Consider the following 24,640-nt stretch of genomic DNA (forward strand, 5'->3'; position numbering starts at 1 on the left):
TCGGTGCGCGGTCAGACCCGGTCGTCGTAGGGGACGGGCCAGTGCGGCTCCGGCGCCGGCCAGCCGGCGGCGATGAGCGCGCGCCGGGCGAGCTCGCGGGCCGAGTAGGGCGTGCGCACACCCCGGATGTCGCGGTAGTCCTGATGCCCCGGTCCCGCCCACAGGATGGCATCCCCGTCGCCGACCATGCCGACGGCGGCGACGATCGCCTTCTCCGGCGGGGAGAACTCGTGGATCTCGGCGTCGGGCCGGGCCTGCCGCGCACCCGCGATGAGCGTCGCGCGGATCGACGCCGGATCCTCGAACCGGGGGTGGTGGTCGGTCACGACGAGGATGTCGCTGCCGTTGACGGCCGTGCGCGCCATGTCGAAGCGTTTGGTGGCGTCGCGGTCGCCGTCGGCGCCGAAGAGCATGAGCACCTTGCCCGGGGTCACACGCCGGACGGCCGCGAGGGTCTTCTCGAACGCATCGGGTGAATGGCCGAAGTCCACGTACACGGCGGGACCCGTCTCGCCGGAGATGAACTGCGTGCGCCCGGGGAGGTAGGCGAGTATCTGGCCGTCTCGCTCGAAGGCGTCGGTGATCCGCTCCCATGCGTATCCGGCCTCGAGCAGCATGACGATCGCGAGGCCGGCGTTGGCGGCCATGTGCTGCCCGATCACGGGCACGAGCGTGGTGAGCGCGCGGCCCTCGGGGCCGGTCAGCGTGAACAGCGTGCCGCTCTGACGCTCCTCGTCGATGGTCACCACCCAGTCGGCCGCGGCCGCGGCATCCGGATCCGCGGCGATCGACGGCGTGCCCACCGTGACGACGGGAATGCTCGCGCTCTCGACGACCCGAGGACTGTACGCGGAGTCGAGGCTGATCACGCCGCGTCGCGCACGCTCGGGGGTGAACAGCGGCAGCTTCGCCTGGAAGTACTCCTCCATGTCCGCATAGTCGTCCAGGTGGTCGTGCGAGAGATTCGTGAAGCCGGCGACGTCGAACACGATTCCGTCGACGCGATGCCGTGAGAGCGCCTGCGCGCTCACCTCGACCGCGACGGCCTCGACGCTGCGCTCGCGCATCAGCGCGAGGAGAGCGTGCATCTCCGACGCCTCCGGCGTCGTCAGCCGCGAGACGATGACCTCGCCGGCGATGTGACGCTCGGCGGTGGAGGAGAGCCCGGAGACCACGCCGAGCTGATCGAAGATCCCCTGCAGCAGATGCGAGACGCTGGTCTTGCCGTTGGTGCCCGTCGTGCCGAACAGCAGCGGCAGCGGGTCGGACGCGCCTGTGCCGTACACCCATGCGCTCAGCTCACCGAGCACGGCGCGGGGGTCCTCGACGATCACGATCGGCAGACCGACGGATGCGGCGATGTCGGCACCGGCGGCATCCGTGATGATCGCGACCGCCCCCTGAGCCGCGGCGGTCTGCGCCAGTTCGGCGCCGTGCCGGTTCACGCCCCGGATCGCGACGAAGGCCTCACCGGCGCGGAGATCGGCTGTGGCCAGGGTGATCCCGCTGAGCTCGACGCCCGCGAGGTCACCGCGGACCTCTCGGGCGAAGCGGTCGGCGAGGTCGGCCAGTGCACGTCGCGGCGGGTCTGCGGGACGGAGCACAGGCGGCAGGGAGGGCTGAGTGGTCATAGCCTCTCCATGATCTCACGCGGGGCGCCCTGCGCCCGGTTCGCCGGCTCGGGCGGAGCACAGCGGATTCCTCGACGCGGGCACTAACGTGGTCGGGTGGAGATCCTGCTGTATCTGGGCGGCATCCTGTTCATGCTCGTCGGGCTCGGCGTGTCGATCGGGCTGCACGAGGTGGGCCATCTGGTGCCGGCCAAGCTTTTCGGCGTGCGCGTGGGGCAGTACATGATCGGTTTCGGGCCGCGGCTGTGGTCGCGTCGCATCGGCGAGACGGAGTACGGGATCAAGGCCCTGCCCGTGGGCGGATTCATCTCGATGTCCGGCATGTACCCGCCCTCGGCGAGGACCGGGCCGGCGCGGGGGCTGTTCGCCTCGCTCATCCAGGATGCCCGCAGCGCGAACGACGAGACCATCGCCGAGGGTGCTGAGGAGCGGGTCTTCTACCGGCTGCCCGTCTGGAAGCGCGTGATCGTGATGATCGGCGGGCCGCTGATGAACCTGATCCTCGCGGTGCTGCTGTTCACGATCATGGCATCGGGCATCGGCGTCCAGCAGGCGAGCACCACCATCTCGGGACTCAGCGAGTGCGTCGTCGCCGCCGGTGCCGGGCAGGACGCCTGCAGCCCGGACGACCCCGCCGCACCCGCCGCTCAGGCCGGGTTCCTCCCCGGCGACACCCTGCTCAGCATCGACGGCAGGGTCATCGACTCCTTCGCCGAGGCCTCGCAGATCATCCGGGACTCCCCGGGACGCGCGCTGGAGGTGATCGTGCGCCGCGACGATGACGAAGTGCCACTGCAGCTGACGCCGGTCGTGGCCGAGCGCGGCGAGGTCGACGCCGGCGGCCGGCCCGTGCTCGACCGCACGGGGGCACCCGTCACGCACCGCGTGGGATACGCGGGGATCACCGCGCAGCTGGAATACACCCGCCAGCCGATCGGTACCGGCGCCGAGCTCGCCCTGGAGCAGGCGGGCGGGGTGACCTCGCTGATCGCGAACCTCCCGGTGCGCCTCTGGGACGTCGGCGTCTCGCTGGTGACCGGCTCGGAACGCGACCCCAACGGCCCCCTCAGCGTCGTCGGAGTCGGACGCATAGCGGGGGAGGTCGCGGCGACGGACGCGCCGGTGCTGAACCGGCTCGCGGTGCTGCTGAACCTGCTGGCGGCGCTGAACATCGCTCTGTTCGTGTTCAACCTGATCCCGTTGCTGCCGCTGGACGGGGGCCACATCGTCGTGGCGCTGTGGGAGGGCATCAAGCGGATCTGGGCCCGGCTGACGGGACGGCCCGAGCCCGGGCCCGTCGACGCCACGCGCCTGGTGCCGATCACGGTGGTCGTCGCCGTGCTGCTGATCGGCATGGGCGCGCTGCTGATCATCGCCGACATCGTCAAGCCGATGAACCTCCTGGGCGGCTGACCCGCCCGCTTCGCGCGTCAGGCCAGTGCGTGTGCGGCGAGCCGCTCCAGGGTGGCGATGCCGTCACGAGACAGGATCGATTCCAGATGGCCCTGGATGGAGGCGAAGCCTGCGCCGCGCAGCGCGTACACGTCTCCGGTCGTGGCATCGGACGACACCTCGGCGGCGCCGATGCGCGTGATGCCGGGGGAGACGCGCGCGGTGAACGTGTTGTAGAAGCCGACCGATGCCTCGTGCTCGAAGACCGGGACGGTCTTCTGCACACCCTGGTAGGGGGAATCCAGCGGTACGAGGTCGATGCCGAAGCCGTCGGCCAGGATCTGATGGCTGAGGCACACGGCCAACAGCGGAGCTCCCGCCGTCCGGCGACGCGCGACGATCTGCCGCATCCGTGCGATCCGCGGCGAAGAGCCGTCGCGGGGGTCTCCGGGGCCGGGTCCTGCGACCACCAGGTCGGCGGAGTCGACGACGGCATCGGTCACGGCATCCCAGGCCGCGATCTGCACGTCGAGGCCCAGGTGACGCAACTGGTGGGCGAGCATGGTGGTGAAGCGGTCCTCGGCATCGACGACGAGCGCACTGCGCCCGGTGAGCCCGCCCTCGGCGTGCGCGTCCTGCGGCTGCATCCAGAAGTCCGCGAGGCGGGTGTTGCGCGAGGCCAGCAGCGCCGCGACGGCCGGGTCGTCGGCGAGTCGCGCGGCAGCGGGGGCGTCGTCGTCACGCGCTTCGGCGGCGTGATCGCGCTCGATCGCTCCGATCGCCCCGAGCACGCCCGCCGTCTTGCCGTGCGTCTCGCTGACCTCTCCCGCAGGGTCCGAGTGCCGCACCAGGGTCGCACCGACCGGTACCCGCAGGCGCCCCTCGTCGAGATAGACCGTGCGGATCAGGATGGGCGCGTCCAGGTCATGACCGCCCTCGTCGTTCGGCGTGAACAGCGCCGCGACACCGGAGTAGTACCCACGGGGCGAGCGCTCGTGACGCCCGATCACCGCGCAGGCGTTCTGCATCGGCGACCCGGTGACCGTCGGCGCGAACATCGTCTCGCGCAGGATCTCCCTCGGGTCCATCCGACTGCGCCCGCGCAGCATGTACTCGGTGTGGGTGAGCCGCGACATCTCCTTCAGGTGCGGCCCGGTGATGCGCCCGCCGTCCGAACACACCTGACTCATCATCTTGAGCTCCTCGTCGACGACCATGAAGAGCTCCTCCGTCTCCTTCGTCGAGGAGAGGAACTCGGTCAGCGACGCCCTGGTCGCGCCTCCGGCCGGATGGCGGAAGGTGCCCGAGATGGGGTTCATCGTCACGACGCCCTCCCGAGCCACGACATGCGCCTCCGGGCTGGCGCCCACCGCGATCCGCCCGGGTGTGACAACGGCGAACGTCCAATACGCGCCCCGTTCGTGCTCGAGCAGTGCACGGAACCAGGTCAGCGCGGCGGTGCGGTCGTCGGCATCGAACGCGGCCCGGTAATCACGGCGGATGACGAAGTTCGCCCCCTCGCCGCGCCCGATCTCCTCCGCGATGACCTGCTCCACGATGCCGGCGTACTCCTCATCGGAGATATCGAAGCCGCCTTCGCTCAGCGTGATCGGGCCCGCCGGGAGAGCCGCCGTGAGCTCTGCGGCGTCCAGACTCTCGTGCTGCGCGACCAGCAGGCAGCGCAGCGGAGTGCCGTCGTCCTGCGCCTCGAAACCGCGCTCGCGCACCTGCCGATAGGGCACCATCGCGAACACCTCGCGCGGGCCGCCGGGACCTTCGAGCGGGATGTCGGACAGTGCGTCCACGTCCAGGACATCGCCGGTGAGCAACTCGACCCCGCCGTCCCGGGCGATCAGGACGAAGGATGCGGTCGGATCGGCGGCGAGGTCGCGGATGCGTTCGGGCAGAGCGGTCATCGGTGTCTCCAGGTTCTCCGATCCGGCGCGGAGAAAAGAAAGACCGCCCCGGAAGGCGGTCGTGATCTCGTGGGTACGCGAAACGCCGCCTAGGAGGCGGGCCACCAGGTGCGGGTCGCGGACATACCGCGAAAGTACCACATCGCCGACGCCCCTCCCGGCTCGGTGACAGCGGAGCCGGGTGGAGCACGATCCGGCCGGCGCGCGCATCCAGCCCGCATGGATCCAGCGGCGGTAGCCTGGAGTCGTGCCAGCAGTGAACCTTGGGATGCCGCGCGTCCCCGAAGTCCTCGCGCCTCGTCGCAAGTCCCGTCAGATCCGCGTCGGCAAGGTGCTCGTCGGCGGCGACGCCCCCGTGAGCGTGCAGTCGATGACGACGACGAAGACCACCGACATTAACGGCACCCTGCAGCAGATCGCCGAGCTCACCGCATCCGGATGCGAGATCGTGCGCGTCGCCGTGCCCTCGCAGGACGACGCGGACGTGCTGCACATCATCGCGGCGAAGAGTCAGATCCCCGTGATCGCCGACATCCACTTCCAGCCGAAGTACGTGTTCCAGGCGATCGACGCCGGATGCGCGGCCGTGCGCGTCAACCCGGGCAACATCCGCAAGTTCGACGACCAGGTCGGCGCCATCGCGAAGGCCGCGCAGGCCGCCGGCGTGTCGCTGCGGATCGGCGTCAATGCCGGCTCGCTCGATCGTCGCCTGCTCGAGAAGTACGGCAAGGCGACCCCGGAGGCACTCGTGGAGAGCGCCGTCTGGGAGGCATCGCTGTTCGAGGAGCACGACTTCCACGACTTCAAGATCTCGGTCAAGCACAACGACCCGGTCGTGATGGTGAAGGCCTATCGGCAGCTCGCCGAACGCGGCGACTGGCCCCTGCACCTCGGCGTCACCGAGGCGGGGCCCGCATTCCAGGGCACCATCAAGAGCGCCACGGCGTTCGGCATCCTGCTCGGCGAGGGCATCGGCGACACCATCCGCGTCTCCCTGTCGGCGCCGCCGGCGGAGGAGGTCAAGGTGGGTCACCAGATTCTGCAGTCCCTGAATCTGCGCGAGCGCAAGCTCGAGATCGTGTCCTGCCCGTCGTGCGGACGCGCCCAGGTCGATGTCTACACGCTCGCCGAGGACGTCACCGAGGGGCTCAAGGACATGACCGTGCCGCTGCGCGTCGCCGTCATGGGCTGCGTCGTCAACGGCCCGGGCGAGGCGCGCGAAGCCGACCTGGGCGTCGCTTCGGGCAACGGCAAGGGCCAGATCTTCGTGAAGGGCGAGGTCATCAAGACCGTTCCCGAGGCGGAGATCGTCGCCACCCTCATCGAGGAGGCGAACCGCATCGCGGCCGAGATGGGCTCGGACGCCCCCCTGGGGGCCGCACAGGTGATCACCGGCTGAGCGACGAGAACCGGATCACTGAGACCCCTCACCCAGAGAGAACCATGCAGCCCACACGCGTCTCGTTCCCCGACGGCTCCCTGACCGGCACCGCAGAGGTGCTGCTGGTCGACAGGGAGAAGTCGATCGTCGTGGTCGACGCCACGCCGTTCCACCCGGTCGATCACACCTGGCCGGACCAGCCCGGAGACTCCGGCTTCGTCGCGACAGACGGCGGACGCGTCGATGTGGCCGAGGCGGTCATGGCGGCGATCAGCGACGAGGGCGTGCTCGCGGTCGCGGACGAGATCCCCGTCAAGCGCGGGGAGGAGGGCTGGACCTGGCTCGTCGGGCATCGCATCGACGACGGCGCACCGGCTGAGCTCGTCGCCGGTGCCATGGTCGAGCTGGTCGTCGACGAGCACAGGCGCGACGGCCTGAGTCGCGGGCACACGGCGTGCCACCTGGCATCCCTGGCGCTGGACGCGTCGCTGGCGGATCTGTGGCGCAAGAACCCCGGGGTGGACCCGCTCGGCAACCCGGACTTCGAGCGCAGAGCCAATCAGTCCAGCCACATCCACGCGGACGGCAGCATCGACGAGTACCGCCTCGGGAAGAGCCTGCGCAAGGCGGGCTTCGATGCGGAGGGCTTCGCCGCCTCGCTGGTCGAGCGCGAGGCGCGCATCAACGCCCTGCTGGCCGAATGGGTGGCATCCGGCGGCGCCAGCCGGATCGACGTCGAGGGTCCGAGCATCGTGGACCGTCGCACCTGGCGCTGCTCGCTGCCGGAGGGCGAGGTCGGCTTCCTCTGCGGCGGGACGCACGTGCGCTCGCTCGCGGAGTTCGCCTCGATCACCGTGTCGCTGGATCTCAGCGACCCGCAGCTGCTGGTGATGTCGACGTCCGCCGTCCCGGCCTGAGCCCGGTCGGATCCGCATCCGGGTGCTCCAAGGGCGTCAGGCCGCGAACTCCACGCCGCCGTTCGCGATGTCCACGCCGGCAAGCGTGAGCACGACTCTCTCGCCGGGCTCGGCACCGGCCGGCACGGGCGCCGACACCGTGACCGCCGGCTCGGCGATCTGCACCGCTGCGCGCTCCTCTCCGCGCAGTTCGATCACGGTCGCCTCTATCCGTCGGCCGACGAACGGATGCAGCAGCGCCGCCTCGACCCGGTCGATGGTCGCGGAGTTCAGGGCGGAGGCGCGCTGACCGGACCGCTGCATCAGCTCCGGCAGCTGCGGAAGCGATTCCCGTGCCCACTCCGGCACGGCTTTGCCCTCCGACACGGCCAGGCAGATCGCGAGCGACCAGCGGTCGACGAGCCGGCGCAGGGGAGCGGTGGCGTGAGCATAGGGTGCCGCGATCGCGGCCTGCTCCAGGTCGCCGACCGGCAGCTCACCGTCGAAGGCGACGTACCCGGCACCGCGGAACAGCGATGCGGCCGCCTCCAGCACCGGCAGCGTCATCGAATCGGTCATGTCCAGCTGTCGCAGGTAGTCACCGTAGCGGCCCGTCGTCCAGGGGCGGCCGAGCGCCGCGGTCTGCCGTCGGAACGTGGCGAACGCCTGCTCGTCGGGTTGCGGCATGGTCCGCAGGACGCCCACCTTGGCGTCCACCATCATTTCGGCGGCGGCCATGCCCGTCATGAGCGACAGCTGGGCGTTCCAGTCCTCGATCGGAAGCGGATGACGTCGCTCGATGTCGTAGGTGCCGTCCGCGCGCTGCACGACCTCCTCGTCGGGCAGGTTGAGGCTGGCGCCACCGCGCCGCTGCTCCTGCTGCTGACGGAGGGTGCCGATCTCGCCCAGCAGTGTCAGCGGCCCTTCCCCTCCGCGATCGAGCGACTGCTGGGCCGACGCGTAGTCCAACTGCGCGCGCGAGCGAATCTGCGCGCGCTGCAGCCGGAATCCGTTCACCGCGCCCACCGAGTCGAGGTCGAACGTCCACACCAGCGCGGGTCGTTCCTGCCCTGGCAGAAGCGAGGCGCGCCCTTCGGAGAGCGTCCTCGGGTGCAGCGGGATGCTGCCGTCCGCAAGGTACAGCGTCTGACCGCGCTGCCGGGCCTCGGCGTCCAGCGCGCCACCGGCCCGCACGAAGCCGGGAACGTCGGCGATCGCGTACCTGACCTGGAAGCCGGATCCTGCGCGCTCCAGGTGCAGCGCCTGGTCGAGGTCCTTCGATCCCGCAGGGTCGAGGGTAACGAAGGGCACATCGCGCAGATCCAGCTCGGGAACAGCGGGCGAGACGGTGTCCGCCTCCGCGACCGCCTCGGCGGAGAACTCGGTGGGCGAATCGATGCCCGCGCGCAGCGCGGCCAGAGCCGCGGCCAGTTCGCTCTGCTCGGCGGACGGGGCCACATGTGATCGACGCTGAGGCATGCCGTCAGCCTATGCCGAGTAGCGTGAGAGTCATGAGCACCGCAGACAACGCACGCACCCTCACCCGTCTCTACGCCGAGCCCGAGATCCTCCGCGTCGTCAACATCTGGGACGTCGTCTCCGCGAAGGCGGTCGCCGCCCTCCCCGAGACGCGTGCGCTGGCCACGGCGGGGCATTCCATCGCCGCGACCTTCGGCTACGCGGACGGCGAGATCCCACGAGAGCTCATGCTCGACATGGTCGGACGCATCGCGGCATCCGTCGATCTGCCCGTCTCCGCCGACCTCGACGACGGCTATGGGGATGCGGGGGAGACCACCCGCCTCGCCATCGGCGTGGGGGTCGTCGGCGCGAACGTCGAGGACCGGCTGAAGCCGTTCGCCGAGTCGGTCGCTCAGGTGGAGGCGATCGTCCGGGCGGCCGAGGCCGAGGGCGTCGCGTTCGCGCTCAACGCCCGCACGGACGCCATCGTCCGCGGTGGCGACAAGCCGTTCTCCGACAAGCTGACGGATGCCATCGAACGGGGCCGAGCGTTCCTCGATGCCGGCGCGACCGCCGTCTTCGTCCCGGGCGTGCTCGATGCGGACGCGACTCGCACGCTCGTCGAAGGCATCGGCATCGGCAAGGTCAGCGTGATCGGGCTGCCCGGCGCACTCACCGCCGCCGAGTACGAAGCGCTCGGTGTCGCCCGCATCTCGTACGGACCGCTGCCCCAGCGCGTGGCGCTGACGGCGCTGCAGGACTGCGCCGAGGAGCTGTACGCGGACGGGATGATCCCGGCGAGCACGCGCGCGCTCAACTGAGGCGGCGCAGAGGCGTCGGCGCGTGGTCACTAGAATCGACCCGTGGTCACTCGTCTTTCGAACTTCTTCCTCCGCACGCTCCGCGAAGATCCGGCAGGCGCCGAGGTCGCCAGCCACAAGCTGCTGATCCGCGCCGGGTACATCCGGCCGCAGGCGGCCGGCATCTTCGCATGGCTGCCGCTGGGCCTGCGCGTGAAGTCGAGGATCGAGACCGTGGTGCGCGAGGAGATGGCCGCTGCGGGCGCGCAGGAGGTGCACTTCCCGGCTCTGATGCCGCGTGAGGCGTACGAGGAGACCGGGCGGTGGGACGAGTACGGCGACCTGCTGTTCCGCCTGCACGACCGCAAGGGCGGCGACTATCTGCTCGCGCCCACGCACGAGGAGGCGTTCACCCTGCTCGTCAAGGACCTGTACTCCTCGTACAAGGACCTGCCGCTGATGCTCTTCCAGATCCAGGACAAGTACCGCGACGAGGCGCGTCCGCGGGCGGGCCTGCTGCGCGGTCGAGAATTCACCATGAAGGACGCCTACTCCTTCGACGCCTCGGACGAGGGACTCGAGCTCAGCTACCAGGCCCAGCGCGACGCCTATGAGCGCATCTTCCAGCGTCTCGGACTCGAGTACGTCATCGTGCAGGCGGACGCCGGGGCGATGGGTGGCTCGCGCAGCGAGGAGTTCCTGCACCCCACGCCGGTGGGTGAGGACACGTTCGTGCGCAGCGAGGGCGGCTACGCCGCCAACGTCGAGGCGTACCGCACGCAGGCTCCCGAGTCCGTGAGCTGGGAGGGCGTCGGCCCCGTGACGGTCTTCGATTCGCCGGACACGCCCACGATCGAGACTCTCGTCGCGCACTCCAATGCGACGCTCGGCGGCGGATACACCGCCGCCGACACTCTCAAGAACGTCGTGCTCGCGCTCACCCATCTCGACGGCTCGCGCGAGCTCGTGATCGTCGGCATCCCGGGCGACCGCGACGTCGACATGAAGCGCGCGGAGGTGGCGTTCGCACCCGCGGAGGTCGAGGCGGCCTCCGACGCCGATTTCGAGAGGCATCCGCTGCTCGTGCGCGGCTACATCGGGCCGTGGTCCGGGACCGGGCCCGTGCTGGGTGAGGAGTCCGCCACGGGGATCCGCTATCTCGTCGACCCGCGCGTCTCGGACGGCACCCGATGGATCACGGGCGCGAACATCGACCAGAAGCACGCGCACACGGTCGTCGCCGGCCGGGACTTCGTCGCCGACGGCGTGGTGGAGATCGCCAACGTCCGCGAGGGGGACCCCGCGCCCGACGGTTCGGGGCCGGTCACGCTCGCGCGTGGCATGGAGATCGGCCACGTCTTCCAGCTCGGACGCAAGTACGCCGAAGCGCTGGGGCTCAAGGTGCTGGACCAGAACGGCAAGCTCGTCACCGTCACGATGGGCTCGTACGGGATCGGGGTCACCCGCATTCTCGCGATCATCGCGGAGCTGAACAACGACGAGAAGGGCCTCATCTGGCCCGCCTCCGTGGCGCCGTTCGACGTGCACGTGGTCGCGGCCGGTCGTGATCAGGTCGCCTTCGACGTGGCGGAGGACATCGCCGGACGGCTGGAGGCCGGCGGTCTCGACGTGCTCTACGACGATCGGGTCAAGGTGTCGCCGGGCGTGAAGTTCGGCGATGCCGAGCTCGTCGGCGTCCCGAAGATCATCATCGTCGGACGCGGTGCCGCCGACGGGCAGGTCGAGGTGTGGGACCGGGCGAGCGGGGAGCGCGAAGCGGTCTCCGTCGCGGAGGTCGTCGACCGCCTGCGCCGCTGAGCGGCGTGCGGTCGGTGTGACAGGCTGAGTGCATGACGGATGCGACGCTGAACGACGACCTGCGACACGACCTGACCGCGCTGCTGGATCAGGCCGGCGTCCACGCAGATCGTGGCCTGGTGGCGCGCATGATGCAGACCGCTCTGCTGCTCGGCATGGAGCACACCGATCGGCTCGACCTGAAGATCGCCTCGGCGGCGCTCGGCGAGATGCGCGACGCCTTCCGGCTGTTCCGGCCCTTCCACCGCGTGCCGAAGGTGACCGTCTTCGGATCGGCGCGCACCCTGCAGGACGACCCACTCTACGTGCAGGCGCGCGAGGTCGCCGCCGCGCTCGCCGGGGACGGCTGGATGGTGGTCACGGGTGCGGGTCCGGGGATCATGCGCGCGGCAGCCGAGGGCGCGGGGACCAAGATGTCGCTGGGCGTCTCGATCCGGCTGCCGTTCGAGGAGCGCATCGACACGATCCTCGAACAGGACGCGCAGGTGGTGTCGATGAAGTACTTCTTCACCCGCAAGCTCATGCTCATGAAGGAGTCGCGCGGCTTCATCTGCCTGCCCGGCGGGTTCGGCACCATGGACGAGATGTTCGAGCTGCTCACCCTGCAGCAGACCGGCAAGGCGGAGCCCATGCCGATCGTGCTGCTCGACAGCGAGGGCGGGTCCTTCTGGAACGGGCTGAAGACGTTCGTCGATGAGCACCTCGCGCCCGCCGGCGTCATCTCGGGCGACGACCTCGACCGGGTGCTCATCACGGACTCGGTGGAAGAGGCGGTGTCGAGCATCACCGGGTTCTGGCGCAACTACGATTCGCTTCGCTGGGTGGGCGACCGTCTGGTGCTGCGCCTGGTGCATCAGCCCACGGACGCTGAGATCGACGATCTCAACGCGCGCTTCGGCGGAATGTGCGCGGAAGGTCGGATCGAGCGCATCGAGCCGCTGGACGTGGAGCGCACGGACGGCGATGCGGTGGAGCTGCCGCGCCTGGCGCTCACTCTGCGGCAGCGCTCGGTCGGCTCGCTCTACGCCCTGATCCGCGCGATCAGCGAGTTGCCTTCCGCCGGCTGAGTCCGGCGGGCCGGTCCACGCGGATTCGGCTATTCTGTTCTGATGCCCGCGGAGTGTCTGTCCGCGGTGAGAGCTGAATAGAGGAGACCGCTGATGGATATCGAACTCGGACTGCTGCGCGGAATCGAGAAGGAGAAGGCGATCCCCTTCGACGAACTCGTCTCGATCATCGAGCAGGCGATCCTCACCGCGTACGGCAAGCACGTCTCGGAGGACGGCGCCGTCCCTGCCGGCGTGCGGGTCGAGCTCGATCGCAGGACCGGGCACGTCGCGGTGCTCCAGCCCGTGCACGACGACGAGGGCGCCGTCATCGGCGAGGAGGAGACCACCCCCGAGGACTTCGGGCGCATCGCCGCCTACGCCGCGAAGCAGGTCATCGGCCAGCGTCTGCGCGACATCGCCGACGACGCCGTGCTGGGGGAGTTCCGGGGCAAGGAGGGCGACATCGTCGCCGGCGTCATCCAGCAGGGACCCAACCCGCGCATGATCCACGTCGACCTCGGCACCGTCGAGGCGATCCTGCCCCCCGAGGAGCAGGTGCCGGGTGAGGAGTACTCGCACGGCACGCGCCTGCGGGTGTACGTCACCAGCGTCGCGAAGGGGATGAAGGGGCCGCAGATCACCGTCTCGCGCACACACCCCGGGCTCGTCCGCAAGCTGTTCGCCCTCGAGGTCCCGGAGATCGCGGCAGGCCTGGTCGAGATCGTCTCGCTCGCCCGCGAGGCCGGTCATCGCACCAAGATCGCGGTGAAGGCGAACGACCCGGCGGTGAACGCGAAGGGCGCGTGCATCGGCGAGATGGGCCGTCGGGTGCGCGCGGTCACCGAGGAGCTCGCGGGGGAGAAGATCGACATCGTCGACCACCACGCCGACCTCGCCACCTTCGTGGCCCACGCGCTGTCGCCCGCGAAGGTGACCTCGGCGTTCGTCCTGGACGCCGGCACCAAGGCGGTGCGCGCTCTGGTGCCCGACTACCAGCTGTCCCTCGCCATCGGCAAGGAGGGGCAGAACGCGCGCCTGGCCGCGAAGCTGACCGGCGCGAAGATCGACATCCAGCCCGACAGCGTGATGTCGGAGAGCTGAGACGGCGGCCGGCCCGCGCGCGTCGGGCTTCGGTCCTCACGGCGAGGTGTAAGATGGAACCTGTACGAACGTGTGTCGGTTGCCGCGATCGTGCCTCTCGATCCGCCCTGATCAGGGTGGTCCAGCACAACGGCGAGCTCGTCTTCGACGAGCGAGCGGTCATGCCGGGGAGAGGCGCATGGCTGCATCCGGCTCGCGAGTGCCTGGATGCCGCCCTGCGGCGCCGCGCCTTCGCACGAGCGCTGCGCGTCTCTCCTTCCCCGGACTTTCCCGAGGCGGAGGATGTGCGGACCACCGAACGGTACTTCCACCGAAACAAAGGCTGAACGGCTATGGAAACAAAGTGAACGGCTCGAAATGAGACCCGTCCGCGACTAGTGGTCTGCCCTGCCAGGGCGGACCGACCCTGACAGGAGAATTGTGGCTGGTAAACCACGCGTGCACGAGATCGCCGCTGAACTCGGCGTCGACAGCAAGTTCGCTCTCGCGAAGCTCAAGGAGCTCGGAGAGTTCGTGAAGAGTCCCTCTTCCACCATCGAGCCCCCGGTGGCGCGCAAGCTTCGCGCCGCCATCGAGGCCGATCCTTCGGCGAAGCCCGCGGCCAAGGCCGACGACAAGCCGGCGGCCAAGGCATCCGCACCCTCCGGGCGCAAGCCCGCGGGTCCGGTTCCCGGTCCCAAGCCCGGCCCGGCCAAGCCCGCAGCACCCGAGGCTGCGCCCGAAGCGCCCGCCGCACAGCAGGAGAGCGCCGCGGCGTCCTCCGCGCCGAGCCCCGGACCCGCCAAGGCCGCCGACCCGAAGTCCGCCGACCCCAAGTCCGGCGGTGGCGCGCCCAAGCCCGGCGGCGCCGCGCCCAAGCCCGGTGCACCGCGTCCTGGCAACAACCCGTTCTCGTCCGCGCAGGGCATGGGCCAGCGTCCCGCCGGACCGCGTCCGGGGAACAACCCCTTCGCCTCCGCGCAGGGCATGGGCCAGCGTCCGACGCCGGGGAACATCCCGCGTCCGCAGGCGCCCCGTCCCGGCTCTCCTCGCCTCGGTGCTCCGCGTCCCGGTCGCCCCGGCGGCGCGCGCGGCGGTCAGGGCGGTCGTCCCGGCGCTCCCTTCCAGCAGCGCACCGGCGGTCCCGGCCGCCCCGGCGGCGGTCCCGGTGCCGGCGGCGCTCCCGGTCGTCCCGGCGGTGGCGGCGGCTTCGCCGGTCGTCCCGGTGGCGGCGGCGGTCGTGGTCGCGGTCCCGGCGGGGGCACCGCAGGCGCCTTCGGCAAGGGTGGCGGCAAGAGCAAGCAGCGCAAGTCGCGTCGGGCGAAGCGGCAGGAATTCGAGATGCGGTCGGCGCCGGTCGTCGGCGGCATCAACGTCTCCAAGGGCAACGGCGAGACCATCCGCCTGCGCCGCGGCGCGTCGATCGCGGACTTCGCCGACAAGCTCGAGGCACTGAACGGCTACACCGTCCAGCCCGGAACTCTCGTCACGATCCTGTTCAACCTGGGCGAGATGGCCACGGCCACCGAGTCGCTGGACGAGGCGACCTTCGAGGTTCTCGGCGCCGAGCTCGGCTACAAGATCCAGATGGTCTCGCCCGAGGACGAGGACAAGGAGCTCCTCGAGGGCTTCGGTCTCGACCTCGAGGCCGAGCTGGATGCGGAGAGCGAGGAGGACCTCGAGATCCGTCCTCCCGTGGTCACTGTCATGGGTCACGTCGACCACGGTAAGACCAGGCTGCTCGACGCGATTCGTCAGTCCAACGTCATCGAGGGCGAAGCCGGCGGTATCACGCAGCACATCGGTGCTTACCAGATCTGGACCGAGCACGACGGCATCGAGCGCGCGGTCACCTTCATCGACACCCCGGGTCACGAGGCGTTCACCGCCATGCGTGCTCGTGGTGCGCAGGTGACCGACATCGCGATCCTGGTGGTCGCCGCCGACGACGGCATCATGCCGCAGACGGTGGAGGCGCTCAACCACGCCCAGGCGGCCGATGTGCCGATCGTGGTCGCGGTGAACAAGGTCGACAAGCCCGAGGCGAACCCGGCCAAGGTGCGCCAGCAGCTCACGGAGTACGGTCTGGTGGCCGAGGAGTACGGCGGCGACGTCATGTTCGTCGACGTCTCGGCACGCCAGGGCACCGGCATCCAGGAGCTCGTCGACGCCGTCCTGCTGACGGCCGACGCGGGTCTGGACCTCACAGCCAACCCGAACAAGGCTGCCCGTGGTGTCGCGATCGAGGCCAAGCTCGACAAGGGCCGCGGCTCGGTCGCCACGGTGCTGATCCAGTCGGGAACGCTGAAGGTCGGCGACTCGATCGTCGCCGGCACGGCCTACGGCCGCGTGCGCGCGATGCTCGACGAGAACGGCGAGGCCGTCACCGAGGCGGCACCTTCTCGTCCCGTGCAGGTGCAGGGTCTGAACTCCGTGCCCCGCGCCGGTGACGTCTTCATCGTCACCGAGGAGGACCGCATGGCGCGTCAGATCGCTGAGAAGCGTGAGGCCGTCGAGCGCAACGCCCTGCTGGCCAAGGCCCGCAAGCGCATCTCGCTCGAGGACTTCACCCGCGCTCTCGAAGAGGGCAAGGTGGAGACGCTCAACCTCATCATCAAGGGCGACGTTTCCGGTGCCGTCGAGGCGCTGGAGGAGTCGCTGCTCAAGATCGAGGTCGACGACTCGGTGCAGCTGCGCATCATCCACCGCGGCGTCGGCGCCATCACGGAGTCGGATGTGAACCTCGCGACGATCGACAATGCGATCATCGTGGGCTTCAACGTCCGTCCGGACGCCAAGGCCCGTGAGGCTTCGAACCGCGAGGGCGTGGACATCCGCTTCTACTCGGTGATCTACGCGGCCATCGAGGAGATCGAGAACTCCCTCAAGGGAATGCTCAAGCCGGAGTTCGAAGAGGTCCAGTCGGGCGTCGCCGAGATCCGCGAGGTGTTCCGCTCCTCGAAGTTCGGGAACATCGCCGGTGTCATCGTGCGCTCGGGAACGATCACGCGCAACGCCAAGGCGCGCGTCATCCGCGACGGCGTCGTGCTCGCCGATGGCCTGGCCATCGAGTCGCTGCGCCGCTTCAAGGACGACGTCACCGAGGTCCGCACGGACTTCGAGGCCGGTATCGGACTGGGCAAGTACAACGACATCCAGATCGGCGACGAGATCGAGACGACCGAGCTCGTCGAGAAGCCTCGCGGCTGATCGATCCGATCGATGAGGGGCGCCCGGGTGGGCGCCCCTCATCCGTCACACAGAGGACAGGAACATGGCTGGAGAACGACAGGCGCGACTGGCGGACCGCATCCGCGTCATCCTCGCTGAACGCCTCGAGAAGGGCCTGCGCGACCCGCGCCTCGGCTTCGTCACGCTCACCGACGTCCGGGTCTCGGGCGATCTGCAGCATGCCTCCGTGTTCTACACGGTGCTCGGCACGGAAGAGGAGCGCGTCGCGAGCGGCGCCGCGCTGACCTCGGCGACCGGGATGCTGCGCAAGGAGGTCGGTCGACAGCTCAACGTGCGCCTGGTGCCGACCCTGGAGTTCATCCCGGATGCGCTGCCCGAGTCGGCCGGCCACATCGCCGACCTGCTGCGGCAGGCCCGTGAGCGCGATGAGGAGGTCGCCCGGCTCGCGGATGGCGCGACGCACGCCGGTGAGGCGGACCCGTACCGAGAGGGCGACGCGCACACGGAATGACGGCCGCGGTGTCGTCTCGACGCCCGCCGCCGACGTTTGTAATCAGTGCTAACATACTCCGCACGCGATCGATGTCGTGAGCGGAGGGCAATGTGGCCATGGCGTTCGCAGTACCCCGGAGCGTGCGCGCTTCGGCATCCGGAGTTTCCGGCACGCATCATGCCCCGCAGTCCGCTGCGCCGCACGTCGTCGCCCACATCGAGACCGCCTGCGGCGGTGACCGCGCGATGGCGGCGCGGATCGCAGACGTGCTCAGCCCGGCACAGCGCCGCGGACTGAGCGCCCTGCCGGATCCGCTGCCGCTCGTTCCGGCGATCCACGACGGGTCGGGCATCCTCGCAGACCCGCGGGATCGCCTGATCCTGCTGACCGCAGCCGTCTGCGTGGATGATCGGGTGGATGTCCTTCTCGAGGCCTGCGGCATCCCGATGGGGCAGCTGATCGCCTCCAGGGCGGCTTCGGCGCTTTCGCTTGTGGCCGGTCGCTTCGGGTACGCCGACCAGCGGACACGCATCCTCGTGCACGGCACGGCCGACCTCTCGGAGCGCACGATCGTGCATCGACGACTGGAGCGGACGTATCGCGCACGCGGCGAGTCCGAGGCGGCCCTCTGGCACCGGGCGCTGAGCACGATGGAGGGCGAGAGCGCGCTGACGCCTTCTCTTCTGCATCTGGCGGAGCGGGCCCTGATCGACGGCGATCCCGTGCGCGCCTACGCCGTCGCGAGGGAGGCCGCGAGTCATGCCGACGCCGCGACCATCGATGCGGCGCGGATCCTGGCCGGTCGCGCGGCCCTGAGCGGAGGATGGCTCGACGACGCAATCGCGTGGCTGTCGCCCGTGATCGGCGCGCCGGGTGCGGGGAACGCGGCGACGGGCGCCCTCGGGCTGGCGATGACGCTGCGCCACGGCTCGACGCCGTCGAGCAGGCGGGGCTGGGCCGACGAGCAGGAGGCGACGTTCCTCTCCGGATGCTGGTCGCGGGAAGTGTCGGCCGATCAGACGGCGACGCCCTCTCCGCTGCGGGCGGCGCTGCGCGCGGCGCTGCGCGGGGAGATCGACGAGGGACTCGCGCTGCTCGCCGAGGCGGATGCCGAGCATCCGGACCGCACGGCGTCGCAGACCCTCGCACCAGGACCGCTGCTGCGCGCCCACCGCGACGTGCTGACCGCGCTGCTGCGCACGTGGCGGGGAGACCTCGGCGAAGCTCTCGCGGGGTTGCGCAGCGCCGCGGCGAGCGCGCCGGCGGCACTGCCGTACCGCGGGCTCGCCGTTCGTCTCGCCCGCCGCCTGGAGCTGGCCGTCGACGGCCGCAGCGGCGAGCTCTCCGCCGCACTCGACGCGGCCTCACCGCTTCCGCACTCGCACGACCGGCTGATGGAGCGCGGTATCGCCGCGTACCTCTCCGGGCGCAGCAATGAGGCCGCCGTGCACCTGCGACTGTGCGCGGAGCGCTCCTCGGGCGCCCAGGACATCGGTCTTCCCGGACTCGACGAGGCGGGTCCGCTGGACGTGCCGCTCCCGGTGGAGCCTCCCGACCTCACGCGCGCTCGCGATCTGCGCCGCCGGATCAGGCGCGCCGATGCGCTCGCGCACGTGCTCGACACCGCTGCGGAGGAGGCCCGGGCGGTGCGATCGCCCTTCGAGCGCGGACGCGTGGAGGCGATGCTCGGCATCGCCGGGCTGACGCGCGGAGACCGGGCGGGAGCCGCCTGGCACCTGCGCGCCGCGATCGGGCTGCTGGCGGATGCCGGTGCGGATGCCTGGCGCTGCGCGACGGAGGGGCGTCTGGCCAGACTCGGCGAACAGCCGAACGTCGACGTGTCCACGCCCACGACGCCCATTCCCGGCGTCGTCTCCGATCCCCTCGCCGCCTGTCGAGCGGCTTGGCAGCCTGTGCTCACCGGGCGAGAACTGCAGATCGCCATGCTCATCGCGGAGGGAGCGGCGAATCGGGTGATCGCCGAGCGGCTGCATGTCTCGGTGCGCACGATCGAAGTGCACGCCGGCAGGATCTTCCGCAAGTTCGAGGTCCGCAGCAGAGGCGAGCTGACCGCCCTCGCGCACCGTACGAACCAGCACGTCTGACCACGCTGAGCGTCGCCCGCCGGGTGGTCCCGCACGGTGGTCTCGCACGGTGGTCTCGCGCGGTGGTCTCGTCGAAGCATGTGGAAACCACGGATGCGAGCGCCGCGCCGGCGTCGATAGCGTCGGGCCCAGCCGGCCCCACACGACCGCCGCCCTCCGCAGAAGAGGAGTCCCCATGACCAGACGACGATCCTCCCTCCGGTTGCGCGTCGCAGCCGTCGTCGGCGCCGTGATCGTGATCGCAGGGTCCGCGACGGCGGAGACGACGGCGACCGCGGCAGAACCGTGCGCGACGCCGTGGTCGCCGCAGACGGCGTACACGGGCGGGTCGGAGGTCTCCTCCGGCGCGACGAACTACCGAGCGCAGTGGTGGACCCAGAACGAGGCCCCCGGCAGCGCCGTCGTCTGGGTGAGCATCGGCGCGTGCGGCGCCACGGACCCGGACCCGACGCAGACACCGGATCCGACGCCGTCGCCGGATCCGACGCCGTCGCCGGATCCGACGCCGTCGCCGGATCCGACGCCGTCCGCGGAGCCCGGTGCGCCATGGACCGCCAACCCCGACGAGAAGTGCCGTCCGGACGGTCTGTATCAGACACCGGGCGTCGACGTGCCCTACTGCACCGTCTACGACGAGAGCGGCAGGGAGAAGCTGCCCAACGGCCTCGAGCACCGCGTCATCGGGTACTTCACCAGCTGGCGCACCGGCGCGAACGGGCAGCCCCGCTACCTGGCATCCGACATCCCCTGGGACAAGCTCAGCCACATCAACTACGCGTTCGCCCACATCGACGGCGACGGCGACGTCTCGGTGAACCAGGACGTCGCCGGCAACCCCGCCACGAGCATGACCTGGCCCGGTGTCGACGGCGCCGAGATGGATGCGCAGCTGCCGTATCAGGGTCACTTCAACCTGCTGTCGACGTACAAGAAGCAGAACCCCGGTGTGAAGTCCCTGATCTCGATCGGCGGCTGGGCCGAGACGGGAGGGCACTTCGACACCGACGGGGAGCGGGTGGCGGACGGCGGCTTCTACACGCTGACCGACTCGCAGGCGAAGATCGACGCCTTCGCGGACTCCGCCGTGGAGTTCATCCGCAGCTACGGCTTCGACGGAGTGGATATCGACTACGAGTACGCCAACAGCAACGGCAAGTCGGGCAATCCCGAGGACTTCTCCTTCTCGGAGCCCCGGCGCGCCGATCTCTGGTCCGGATACGAGTCGCTGATGAAGTCCCTGCGCGAGAAGCTCGACCGGGCCGGCGCCGCAGACGGACGCCACTACCTGCTGACCGTGGCCGCACCCGCCTCGGGATGGCTTCTGCGCGGCGCCGAGGTCTACCAGGTCGCGAAGTACCTGGACTACGTGAACATCATGAGCTACGACCTCCACGGGTCCTGGAACGCGTACGTCGGCGGCAACGCGGCGCTGTTCGATGACGGCAAGGACCCCGAGCTGACCGCCGGAGGCGTCTACGGCGCGTACGACGGGATCGGCTACCTCAACACGGACTGGGCCTACCACTACTTCCGCGGCTCCATGCCCGCCGGGCGCATCAACGTCGGAGTTCCCTTCTACACGCGAGGCTGGTACGGCGTGCAGGGCGGAACGCACGGACTGTACGGCTCCGCTCCGCTCGCCGACCAGTCCCGGTGCCCCGCGGGGACCGGACCGGCACTGGGCGGGAACACGAAGTGCGGCGCCGGTGCGGAGGGGATCGACAACCTCTGGCACGACCTGGACAAGTCCGGGGGCGAGGTGGGCGCGGGTGCGAACCCGATCTGGCATGTGCTGAACCTGCAGAAGGGCGTCGTGGGCGACTACACCGCCTCCTACGGGGCGCCGACGACGCTGACCGGAACCTACACCCATCACTTCGACCCCGTCACCAAGGTGGAGTGGTGGTGGAACGACACCACGAAGACGTTCCTCTCCGGTGACGCGGACCAGGCGATCGAGGCGAAGGCGGACTACATCGCCGACAACGGGATCGGCGGCGCGATGATCTGGGAGCTCGCCGGCGACTACGCCTACAACGCCGGCAAGGGGCAGTACGAGATGGGCTCGACGCTCGTGACGGCGCTGCACGATCGCCTGGCGGCATCCCAGCCGTACGGTGCCTCGAAGGCGAACGTCCCCATGCCGGAGCGGGCGATCGACCTGCACGTGGAGCTCTCGGAGTTCGCCCTCGGAGACAACAACTATCCGATCAACCCGCGAGTGACTTTCGTGAACGGCGGGCAGACCGCGATCCCCGCCGGCGCCACGATCACCTTCGACACGGCCACCAGCGACACCGGTGCGCTCGGCGAGCAGAACGGCTTCGGCATCACCAGGATCTCCAGCGACCACACCGGCAGCAACGCCGGCGGGCTGCAGGGAGACTTCCACACGTACCAGCTGACGGTGCCGTCCGGGGGCATCCCGGCGGGCGGCTCGGCGTACACCAAGCTGTCCTGGCGGCTGCCGATCTCGGAGATCTCCAACCTGCGGGTGACGATCGGCGACGACACCTACTCGACCCTGCACGACCTGCCCCGCGGTGTGAGCGTGGCCGAGCCCGGCGCGGGCTCGGGCGGAGACGGCGGCGGCTCGTGCACGGCGCCGGCGTGGGACGCGACCGCGGTGTACACGGTCGGTGCGATCGTCAGCCACGACGGAGGGGTCTACACCGCGCGGTGGTGGACCCGGGGGGAGGAGCCGGGCTCGGCTCAGGTGTGGGCGGCCGCCGGCTGTTGAAAGACGCGGGCAGGCGCGCCGCGCCCGCCCGTCATCCGGAGAACGAACAGAGGAAGAGAATGATGAGAACAAGACGACCCCGGCGCGGCATCGTCGCCGCGCTCGCGGGAGCGGCCGTGGCCGCGACGATCGCCGCCACCTTCTCCGTACCCGCCGCTACTGCTGCGGAGAACCCGGCGCCGGATGCCGCTGCCAGCGTGAACGGCTACCGGAGCGTCGGGTACTTCGCCCAATGGGGGGTCTACGGTCGCAACTTCAAGGTCAAGCAGCTCGAGACATCGGGTGCGGCCGACGACCTCACGCACATCAACTACGCGTTCGGGAACATCCATCACGAGACCCTCAAGTGCTTCATCGCGAACAAGGCGCAGGGCGACGGACCGAACGGCTCCGATGGCGCGGGTGACGCCTGGGCGGACTTCGGCATGGGCTACGACGCCGCATCATCGGTCTCGGGCGCCGCCGACACCTGGGACCAGCCGCTCGCGGGCTCGTTCAACCAGCTCAAGCAGCTCAAGCAGAAGCATCCGAACCTCAAGGTGATGATCTCGCTCGGCGGCTGGACCTGGTCGAAGAACTTCTCGAAGGCGGCAGCGACGGATGCCTCGCGCAAGGCGTTCGTGTCGAGCTGCATCGACCTGTACATCAAGGGCAACCTTCCGGTCATCGACGGCCGCGGCGGTCCGGGAGCCGCGGCGGGCGTGTTCGACGGCATCGACATCGACTGGGAGTGGCCGGGCAGCCAGAACGGAAACGTGGGCAACCACGTGGACGAGGCCAACGACAAGGCCAACTTCACCGCCCTGCTCAAGGAGTTCCGCACCCAGCTCGACGCCTACGGCGCCACGAACGGGAAGCACTACCTGCTGTCCGCCTTCCTGCCGGCCAACCCCGCCGACATCACGGCGGGCGGCTGGAACGATCCCGAGAACTTCACCTATCTCGACTATGGCAACGTGCAGGGCTACGACCTGCACGGAGCATGGGACGCGGCTCTGACCGGGCATCAGGGCAACCTGTTCGACGACCCCGACGACCCGCGCCAGCCGGAGCGGCGATTCAACGCCGACAAGGCCGTGCAGCTGTACCTCGGAGCCGGTATCGACCCGAAGCAGCTGGGCCTCGGAATGGCCGCGTACGGTCGCGGCTGGAAGGGAGCCACCTCGGCAGAGCCGTGGGGGACGGCGAACGGCGCGGCCCCCGGCACCTGGGAGGAGGGCAACGAGGACTACGACAAGCTGAAGACGGTGGGCACGGACCACTACGACCCGGTGACGGGCTCGGCCTGGCGCTATGACGGCAATCAGTGGTGGAGCTACGACAACGTGAGGTCCATCGAACGCAAAGCGCAGTACACGCTCGACCTCGGGCTCGGCGGCGGCATGTTCTGGGTACTCGACGGCGACCGCAACGGCGAGCTGATCGGGGCGTACGCCGACAAGCTGCGCACCGGCGCTCCCGGTGACGGCGACACCCCCGGCGGCGGTACCGACCCGGGTGAGGGCGGTACGGACCCGGGCGAGGGCGGAACGGACCCGGGCGAGGGCGCGTGCGCGGCTGCTTGGGCTTCCGACGCCGTCTACACGGGCGGTTCGGTGGTGAGCTACCAGGGCTCCGAGTACCGCGCGAAGTGGTGGACGCAGAACGAGACGCCCGGCGCGACGCAGTGGGGTCCGTGGGAGCTGCTGAGCGCCTGCGGCTGACACGCCCGCTCCGCCGACGCGATCGGCGAACGATGCCCCGGGACCAGATCCCGGGGCATCGTGGTCGTCACCGGGGGAGCAGCAGTGTCCCGTCGGCGGCCTCGATGAGCCCGTCGGCGACGAGGGAATCGACCGCGCGGTCGCGCTGTGCGGCATCGGGCCAGTCGGCGAGGACCGCGACGGCCGGCATCCGATGCTCCGGCGCGTGCCGCAGGGCGCGCAGCACACCGCCGCGCGCCTGGCGGTCCGAGCCCTCGTACTTCGCCTGGCGCCGGCGGCTGTCGCCGGTCTCAGGCCGTCCGGCCGCCAGCCACGCGCACCTGTCGGCGATCGGGCAGACTCCGCAGCGCGGGGATCGCGCCGTGCACACCGTCGCACCGAGCTCCATCATCGCCGCGTTGAACACCGCGGATTCCGCTCCGTCGGCCGGAAGCAGCTCCGACATCCGCGTCAGGTCGCGCCTCGACGGGGCATCCGGCTGCGCGTGTGCGTCGATCGCGCGTGCGATCACGCGTCGCGTGTTCGTGTCGACCACGGGGTGTCTGTCCCCGTAGTGGAAGACGGCGACGGCGCGCGCCGTGTAGTCGCCGATACCGGACAGCGCGAGCAGAGCCGTGATGTCGCGGGGCACCGTGCCGCCGTGGCGCGCGACGACCTCGATCGCCGCGCGGTGCAGCCAGAGGGCTCGTCGCGGATAGCCCAGGTTCGCCCACTGGTTCACGACCTCCGCAGGGGAGGCCGCCGACATGTCAAGCGGAGTCGGCCATCGCTCCAGCCAGGCCGTCAGATGCGGGATGACCCGCGCGACCGGTGTCTGCTGCAGCATGAACTCGCTCACGAGCGTGCCCCAGGCCCCGTACGTCTCGTGGAACTCTGCGCGGCGCCAGGGGAGGTCCCGGGCGGTGCCGTCGTACCAGTCCGCCAGCACACTCGGAAGGGGTACGGCGGTCGACACACCGTCAGCCTAGACGAGCCCGTCGCGG

Annotated in this window: 17 protein-coding genes; 13 read left to right on the forward strand and 4 right to left on the reverse strand. The window is 70.2% G+C overall.

What is annotated here, in order from left to right:
• Window positions 1-11: 11 nt before the first annotated feature.
• Window positions 12-1,631, reverse strand: a complete 1,620-nt coding sequence (locus ACFWHT_RS05930; RefSeq protein WP_378826377.1) for a Mur ligase family protein — start codon at window positions 1,629-1,631, stop codon at window positions 12-14.
• A gap of 96 nt (window positions 1,632-1,727) precedes the next feature.
• On the opposite strand from ACFWHT_RS05930, the gene ACFWHT_RS05935 reads away from it, so the two are divergent.
• Window positions 1,728-3,044 carry a M50 family metallopeptidase gene (locus ACFWHT_RS05935; protein ID WP_378826379.1) on the forward strand — a complete coding sequence of 439 codons (1,317 nt, stop codon included), beginning with the start codon at window positions 1,728-1,730 and terminating at the stop codon, window positions 3,042-3,044.
• Window positions 3,045-3,061: 17 nt separating this feature from the next.
• Here ACFWHT_RS05935 and ACFWHT_RS05940 read toward each other — a convergent pair whose 3' ends face one another.
• A complete protein-coding gene (locus tag ACFWHT_RS05940) occupies window positions 3,062-4,939 on the reverse strand; it encodes an anthranilate synthase family protein (RefSeq protein ID WP_378826381.1) in 1,878 nt (625 codons plus the stop codon).
• 268 nt (window positions 4,940-5,207) lie between these two features.
• Here ACFWHT_RS05940 and ispG point away from each other — a divergent pair, with 268 nt between their 5' ends.
• A complete protein-coding gene (ispG, locus tag ACFWHT_RS05945) occupies window positions 5,208-6,338 on the forward strand; it encodes a flavodoxin-dependent (E)-4-hydroxy-3-methylbut-2-enyl-diphosphate synthase (protein WP_378827924.1) in 1,131 nt (376 codons plus the stop codon).
• 44 nt (window positions 6,339-6,382) lie between these two features.
• Window positions 6,383-7,237 (forward strand): hypothetical protein, encoded by an 855-nt coding sequence (locus ACFWHT_RS05950; protein WP_378826383.1) that lies wholly within the window; start codon window positions 6,383-6,385, stop codon window positions 7,235-7,237.
• Between the two features lie 36 nt (window positions 7,238-7,273).
• On the opposite strand, the gene ACFWHT_RS05955 is transcribed toward ACFWHT_RS05950, so the two are convergent.
• Window positions 7,274-8,695, reverse strand: a complete 1,422-nt coding sequence (locus tag ACFWHT_RS05955) for an RNB domain-containing ribonuclease (protein ID WP_378826385.1) — start codon at window positions 8,693-8,695, stop codon at window positions 7,274-7,276.
• A 32-nt stretch (window positions 8,696-8,727) separates the two neighbouring features.
• Here ACFWHT_RS05955 and ACFWHT_RS05960 point away from each other — a divergent pair, with 32 nt between their 5' ends.
• From ACFWHT_RS05960 to ACFWHT_RS06005, 10 genes are all read left to right on the forward strand, one after another.
• A complete protein-coding gene (locus ACFWHT_RS05960; protein ID WP_378826387.1) occupies window positions 8,728-9,498 on the forward strand; it encodes an isocitrate lyase/phosphoenolpyruvate mutase family protein in 771 nt (256 codons plus the stop codon).
• 42 nt (window positions 9,499-9,540) lie between these two features.
• Window positions 9,541-11,295 (forward strand): proline--tRNA ligase, encoded by a 1,755-nt coding sequence (locus ACFWHT_RS05965; RefSeq protein ID WP_378826389.1) that lies wholly within the window; start codon window positions 9,541-9,543, stop codon window positions 11,293-11,295.
• 32 nt (window positions 11,296-11,327) lie between these two features.
• Window positions 11,328-12,362, forward strand: coding sequence for a TIGR00730 family Rossman fold protein (locus tag ACFWHT_RS05970; RefSeq protein WP_378826391.1), 1,035 nt, complete (start codon window positions 11,328-11,330; stop codon window positions 12,360-12,362).
• Window positions 12,363-12,455: 93 nt separating this feature from the next.
• Window positions 12,456-13,445 carry a transcription termination factor NusA gene (gene nusA, locus ACFWHT_RS05975; RefSeq protein ID WP_378826393.1) on the forward strand — a complete coding sequence of 330 codons (990 nt, stop codon included), beginning with the start codon at window positions 12,456-12,458 and terminating at the stop codon, window positions 13,443-13,445.
• 53 nt (window positions 13,446-13,498) lie between these two features.
• On the forward strand, window positions 13,499-13,771 hold the full coding sequence (locus tag ACFWHT_RS05980; RefSeq protein WP_378826395.1) for a YlxR family protein: 273 nt from the start codon (window positions 13,499-13,501) through the stop codon (window positions 13,769-13,771).
• Window positions 13,772-13,865: 94 nt separating this feature from the next.
• Window positions 13,866-16,634, forward strand: coding sequence for a translation initiation factor IF-2 (gene infB / locus ACFWHT_RS05985; protein ID WP_378826397.1), 2,769 nt, complete (start codon window positions 13,866-13,868; stop codon window positions 16,632-16,634).
• Window positions 16,635-16,698: 64 nt separating this feature from the next.
• Window positions 16,699-17,127 carry a 30S ribosome-binding factor RbfA gene (gene rbfA, locus ACFWHT_RS05990; RefSeq protein ID WP_378826400.1) on the forward strand — a complete coding sequence of 143 codons (429 nt, stop codon included), beginning with the start codon at window positions 16,699-16,701 and terminating at the stop codon, window positions 17,125-17,127.
• 98 nt (window positions 17,128-17,225) lie between these two features.
• Window positions 17,226-19,214 carry a LuxR C-terminal-related transcriptional regulator gene (locus tag ACFWHT_RS05995; RefSeq protein WP_378826402.1) on the forward strand — a complete coding sequence of 663 codons (1,989 nt, stop codon included), beginning with the start codon at window positions 17,226-17,228 and terminating at the stop codon, window positions 19,212-19,214.
• 175 nt (window positions 19,215-19,389) lie between these two features.
• Complete coding sequence (locus tag ACFWHT_RS06000) at window positions 19,390-21,954, forward strand: glycosyl hydrolase family 18 protein (RefSeq protein ID WP_378826404.1); 2,565 nt, start codon at window positions 19,390-19,392, stop codon at window positions 21,952-21,954.
• A gap of 62 nt (window positions 21,955-22,016) precedes the next feature.
• Window positions 22,017-23,657, forward strand: a complete 1,641-nt coding sequence (locus tag ACFWHT_RS06005) for a glycosyl hydrolase family 18 protein (protein ID WP_378826406.1) — start codon at window positions 22,017-22,019, stop codon at window positions 23,655-23,657.
• A gap of 67 nt (window positions 23,658-23,724) precedes the next feature.
• Here the strand turns inward: ACFWHT_RS06005 and ACFWHT_RS06010 are convergent, their stop codons facing one another.
• Window positions 23,725-24,612, reverse strand: coding sequence for an A/G-specific adenine glycosylase (locus ACFWHT_RS06010; protein WP_378826409.1), 888 nt, complete (start codon window positions 24,610-24,612; stop codon window positions 23,725-23,727).
• Window positions 24,613-24,640 lie beyond the last annotated feature (28 nt).

It is taken from the genome of Microbacterium sp. NPDC058342, assembly GCF_042723935.1.
GTDB lineage: Bacteria > Actinomycetota > Actinomycetes > Actinomycetales > Microbacteriaceae > Microbacterium.

Excerpts from the sequence above, each read along its gene's own strand:
- ACFWHT_RS05930 (WP_378826377.1), bottom strand. The coding sequence starts at position 1,631 with ATGACCACTCAGCCCTCCCTGCCGCCTGTGCTCCGTCCCGCAGACCCG.
- ACFWHT_RS05940 (WP_378826381.1), bottom strand. The coding sequence starts at position 4,939 with ATGACCGCTCTGCCCGAACGCATCCGCGACCTCGCCGCCGATCCGACC.
- ispG (WP_378827924.1), top strand. The coding sequence starts at position 5,208 with ATGCCGCGCGTCCCCGAAGTCCTCGCGCCTCGTCGCAAGTCCCGTCAG.
- ACFWHT_RS05950 (WP_378826383.1), top strand. The coding sequence starts at position 6,383 with ATGCAGCCCACACGCGTCTCGTTCCCCGACGGCTCCCTGACCGGCACC.
- ACFWHT_RS05955 (WP_378826385.1), bottom strand. The coding sequence starts at position 8,695 with ATGCCTCAGCGTCGATCACATGTGGCCCCGTCCGCCGAGCAGAGCGAA.
- ACFWHT_RS05960 (WP_378826387.1), top strand. The coding sequence starts at position 8,728 with ATGAGCACCGCAGACAACGCACGCACCCTCACCCGTCTCTACGCCGAG.
- ACFWHT_RS05970 (WP_378826391.1), top strand. The coding sequence starts at position 11,328 with ATGACGGATGCGACGCTGAACGACGACCTGCGACACGACCTGACCGCG.
- nusA (WP_378826393.1), top strand. The coding sequence starts at position 12,456 with ATGGATATCGAACTCGGACTGCTGCGCGGAATCGAGAAGGAGAAGGCG.
- ACFWHT_RS05980 (WP_378826395.1), top strand. The coding sequence starts at position 13,499 with ATGGAACCTGTACGAACGTGTGTCGGTTGCCGCGATCGTGCCTCTCGA.
- rbfA (WP_378826400.1), top strand. The coding sequence starts at position 16,699 with ATGGCTGGAGAACGACAGGCGCGACTGGCGGACCGCATCCGCGTCATC.
- ACFWHT_RS05995 (WP_378826402.1), top strand. The coding sequence starts at position 17,226 with ATGGCGTTCGCAGTACCCCGGAGCGTGCGCGCTTCGGCATCCGGAGTT.
- ACFWHT_RS06000 (WP_378826404.1), top strand. The coding sequence starts at position 19,390 with ATGACCAGACGACGATCCTCCCTCCGGTTGCGCGTCGCAGCCGTCGTC.
- ACFWHT_RS06005 (WP_378826406.1), top strand. The coding sequence starts at position 22,017 with ATGAGAACAAGACGACCCCGGCGCGGCATCGTCGCCGCGCTCGCGGGA.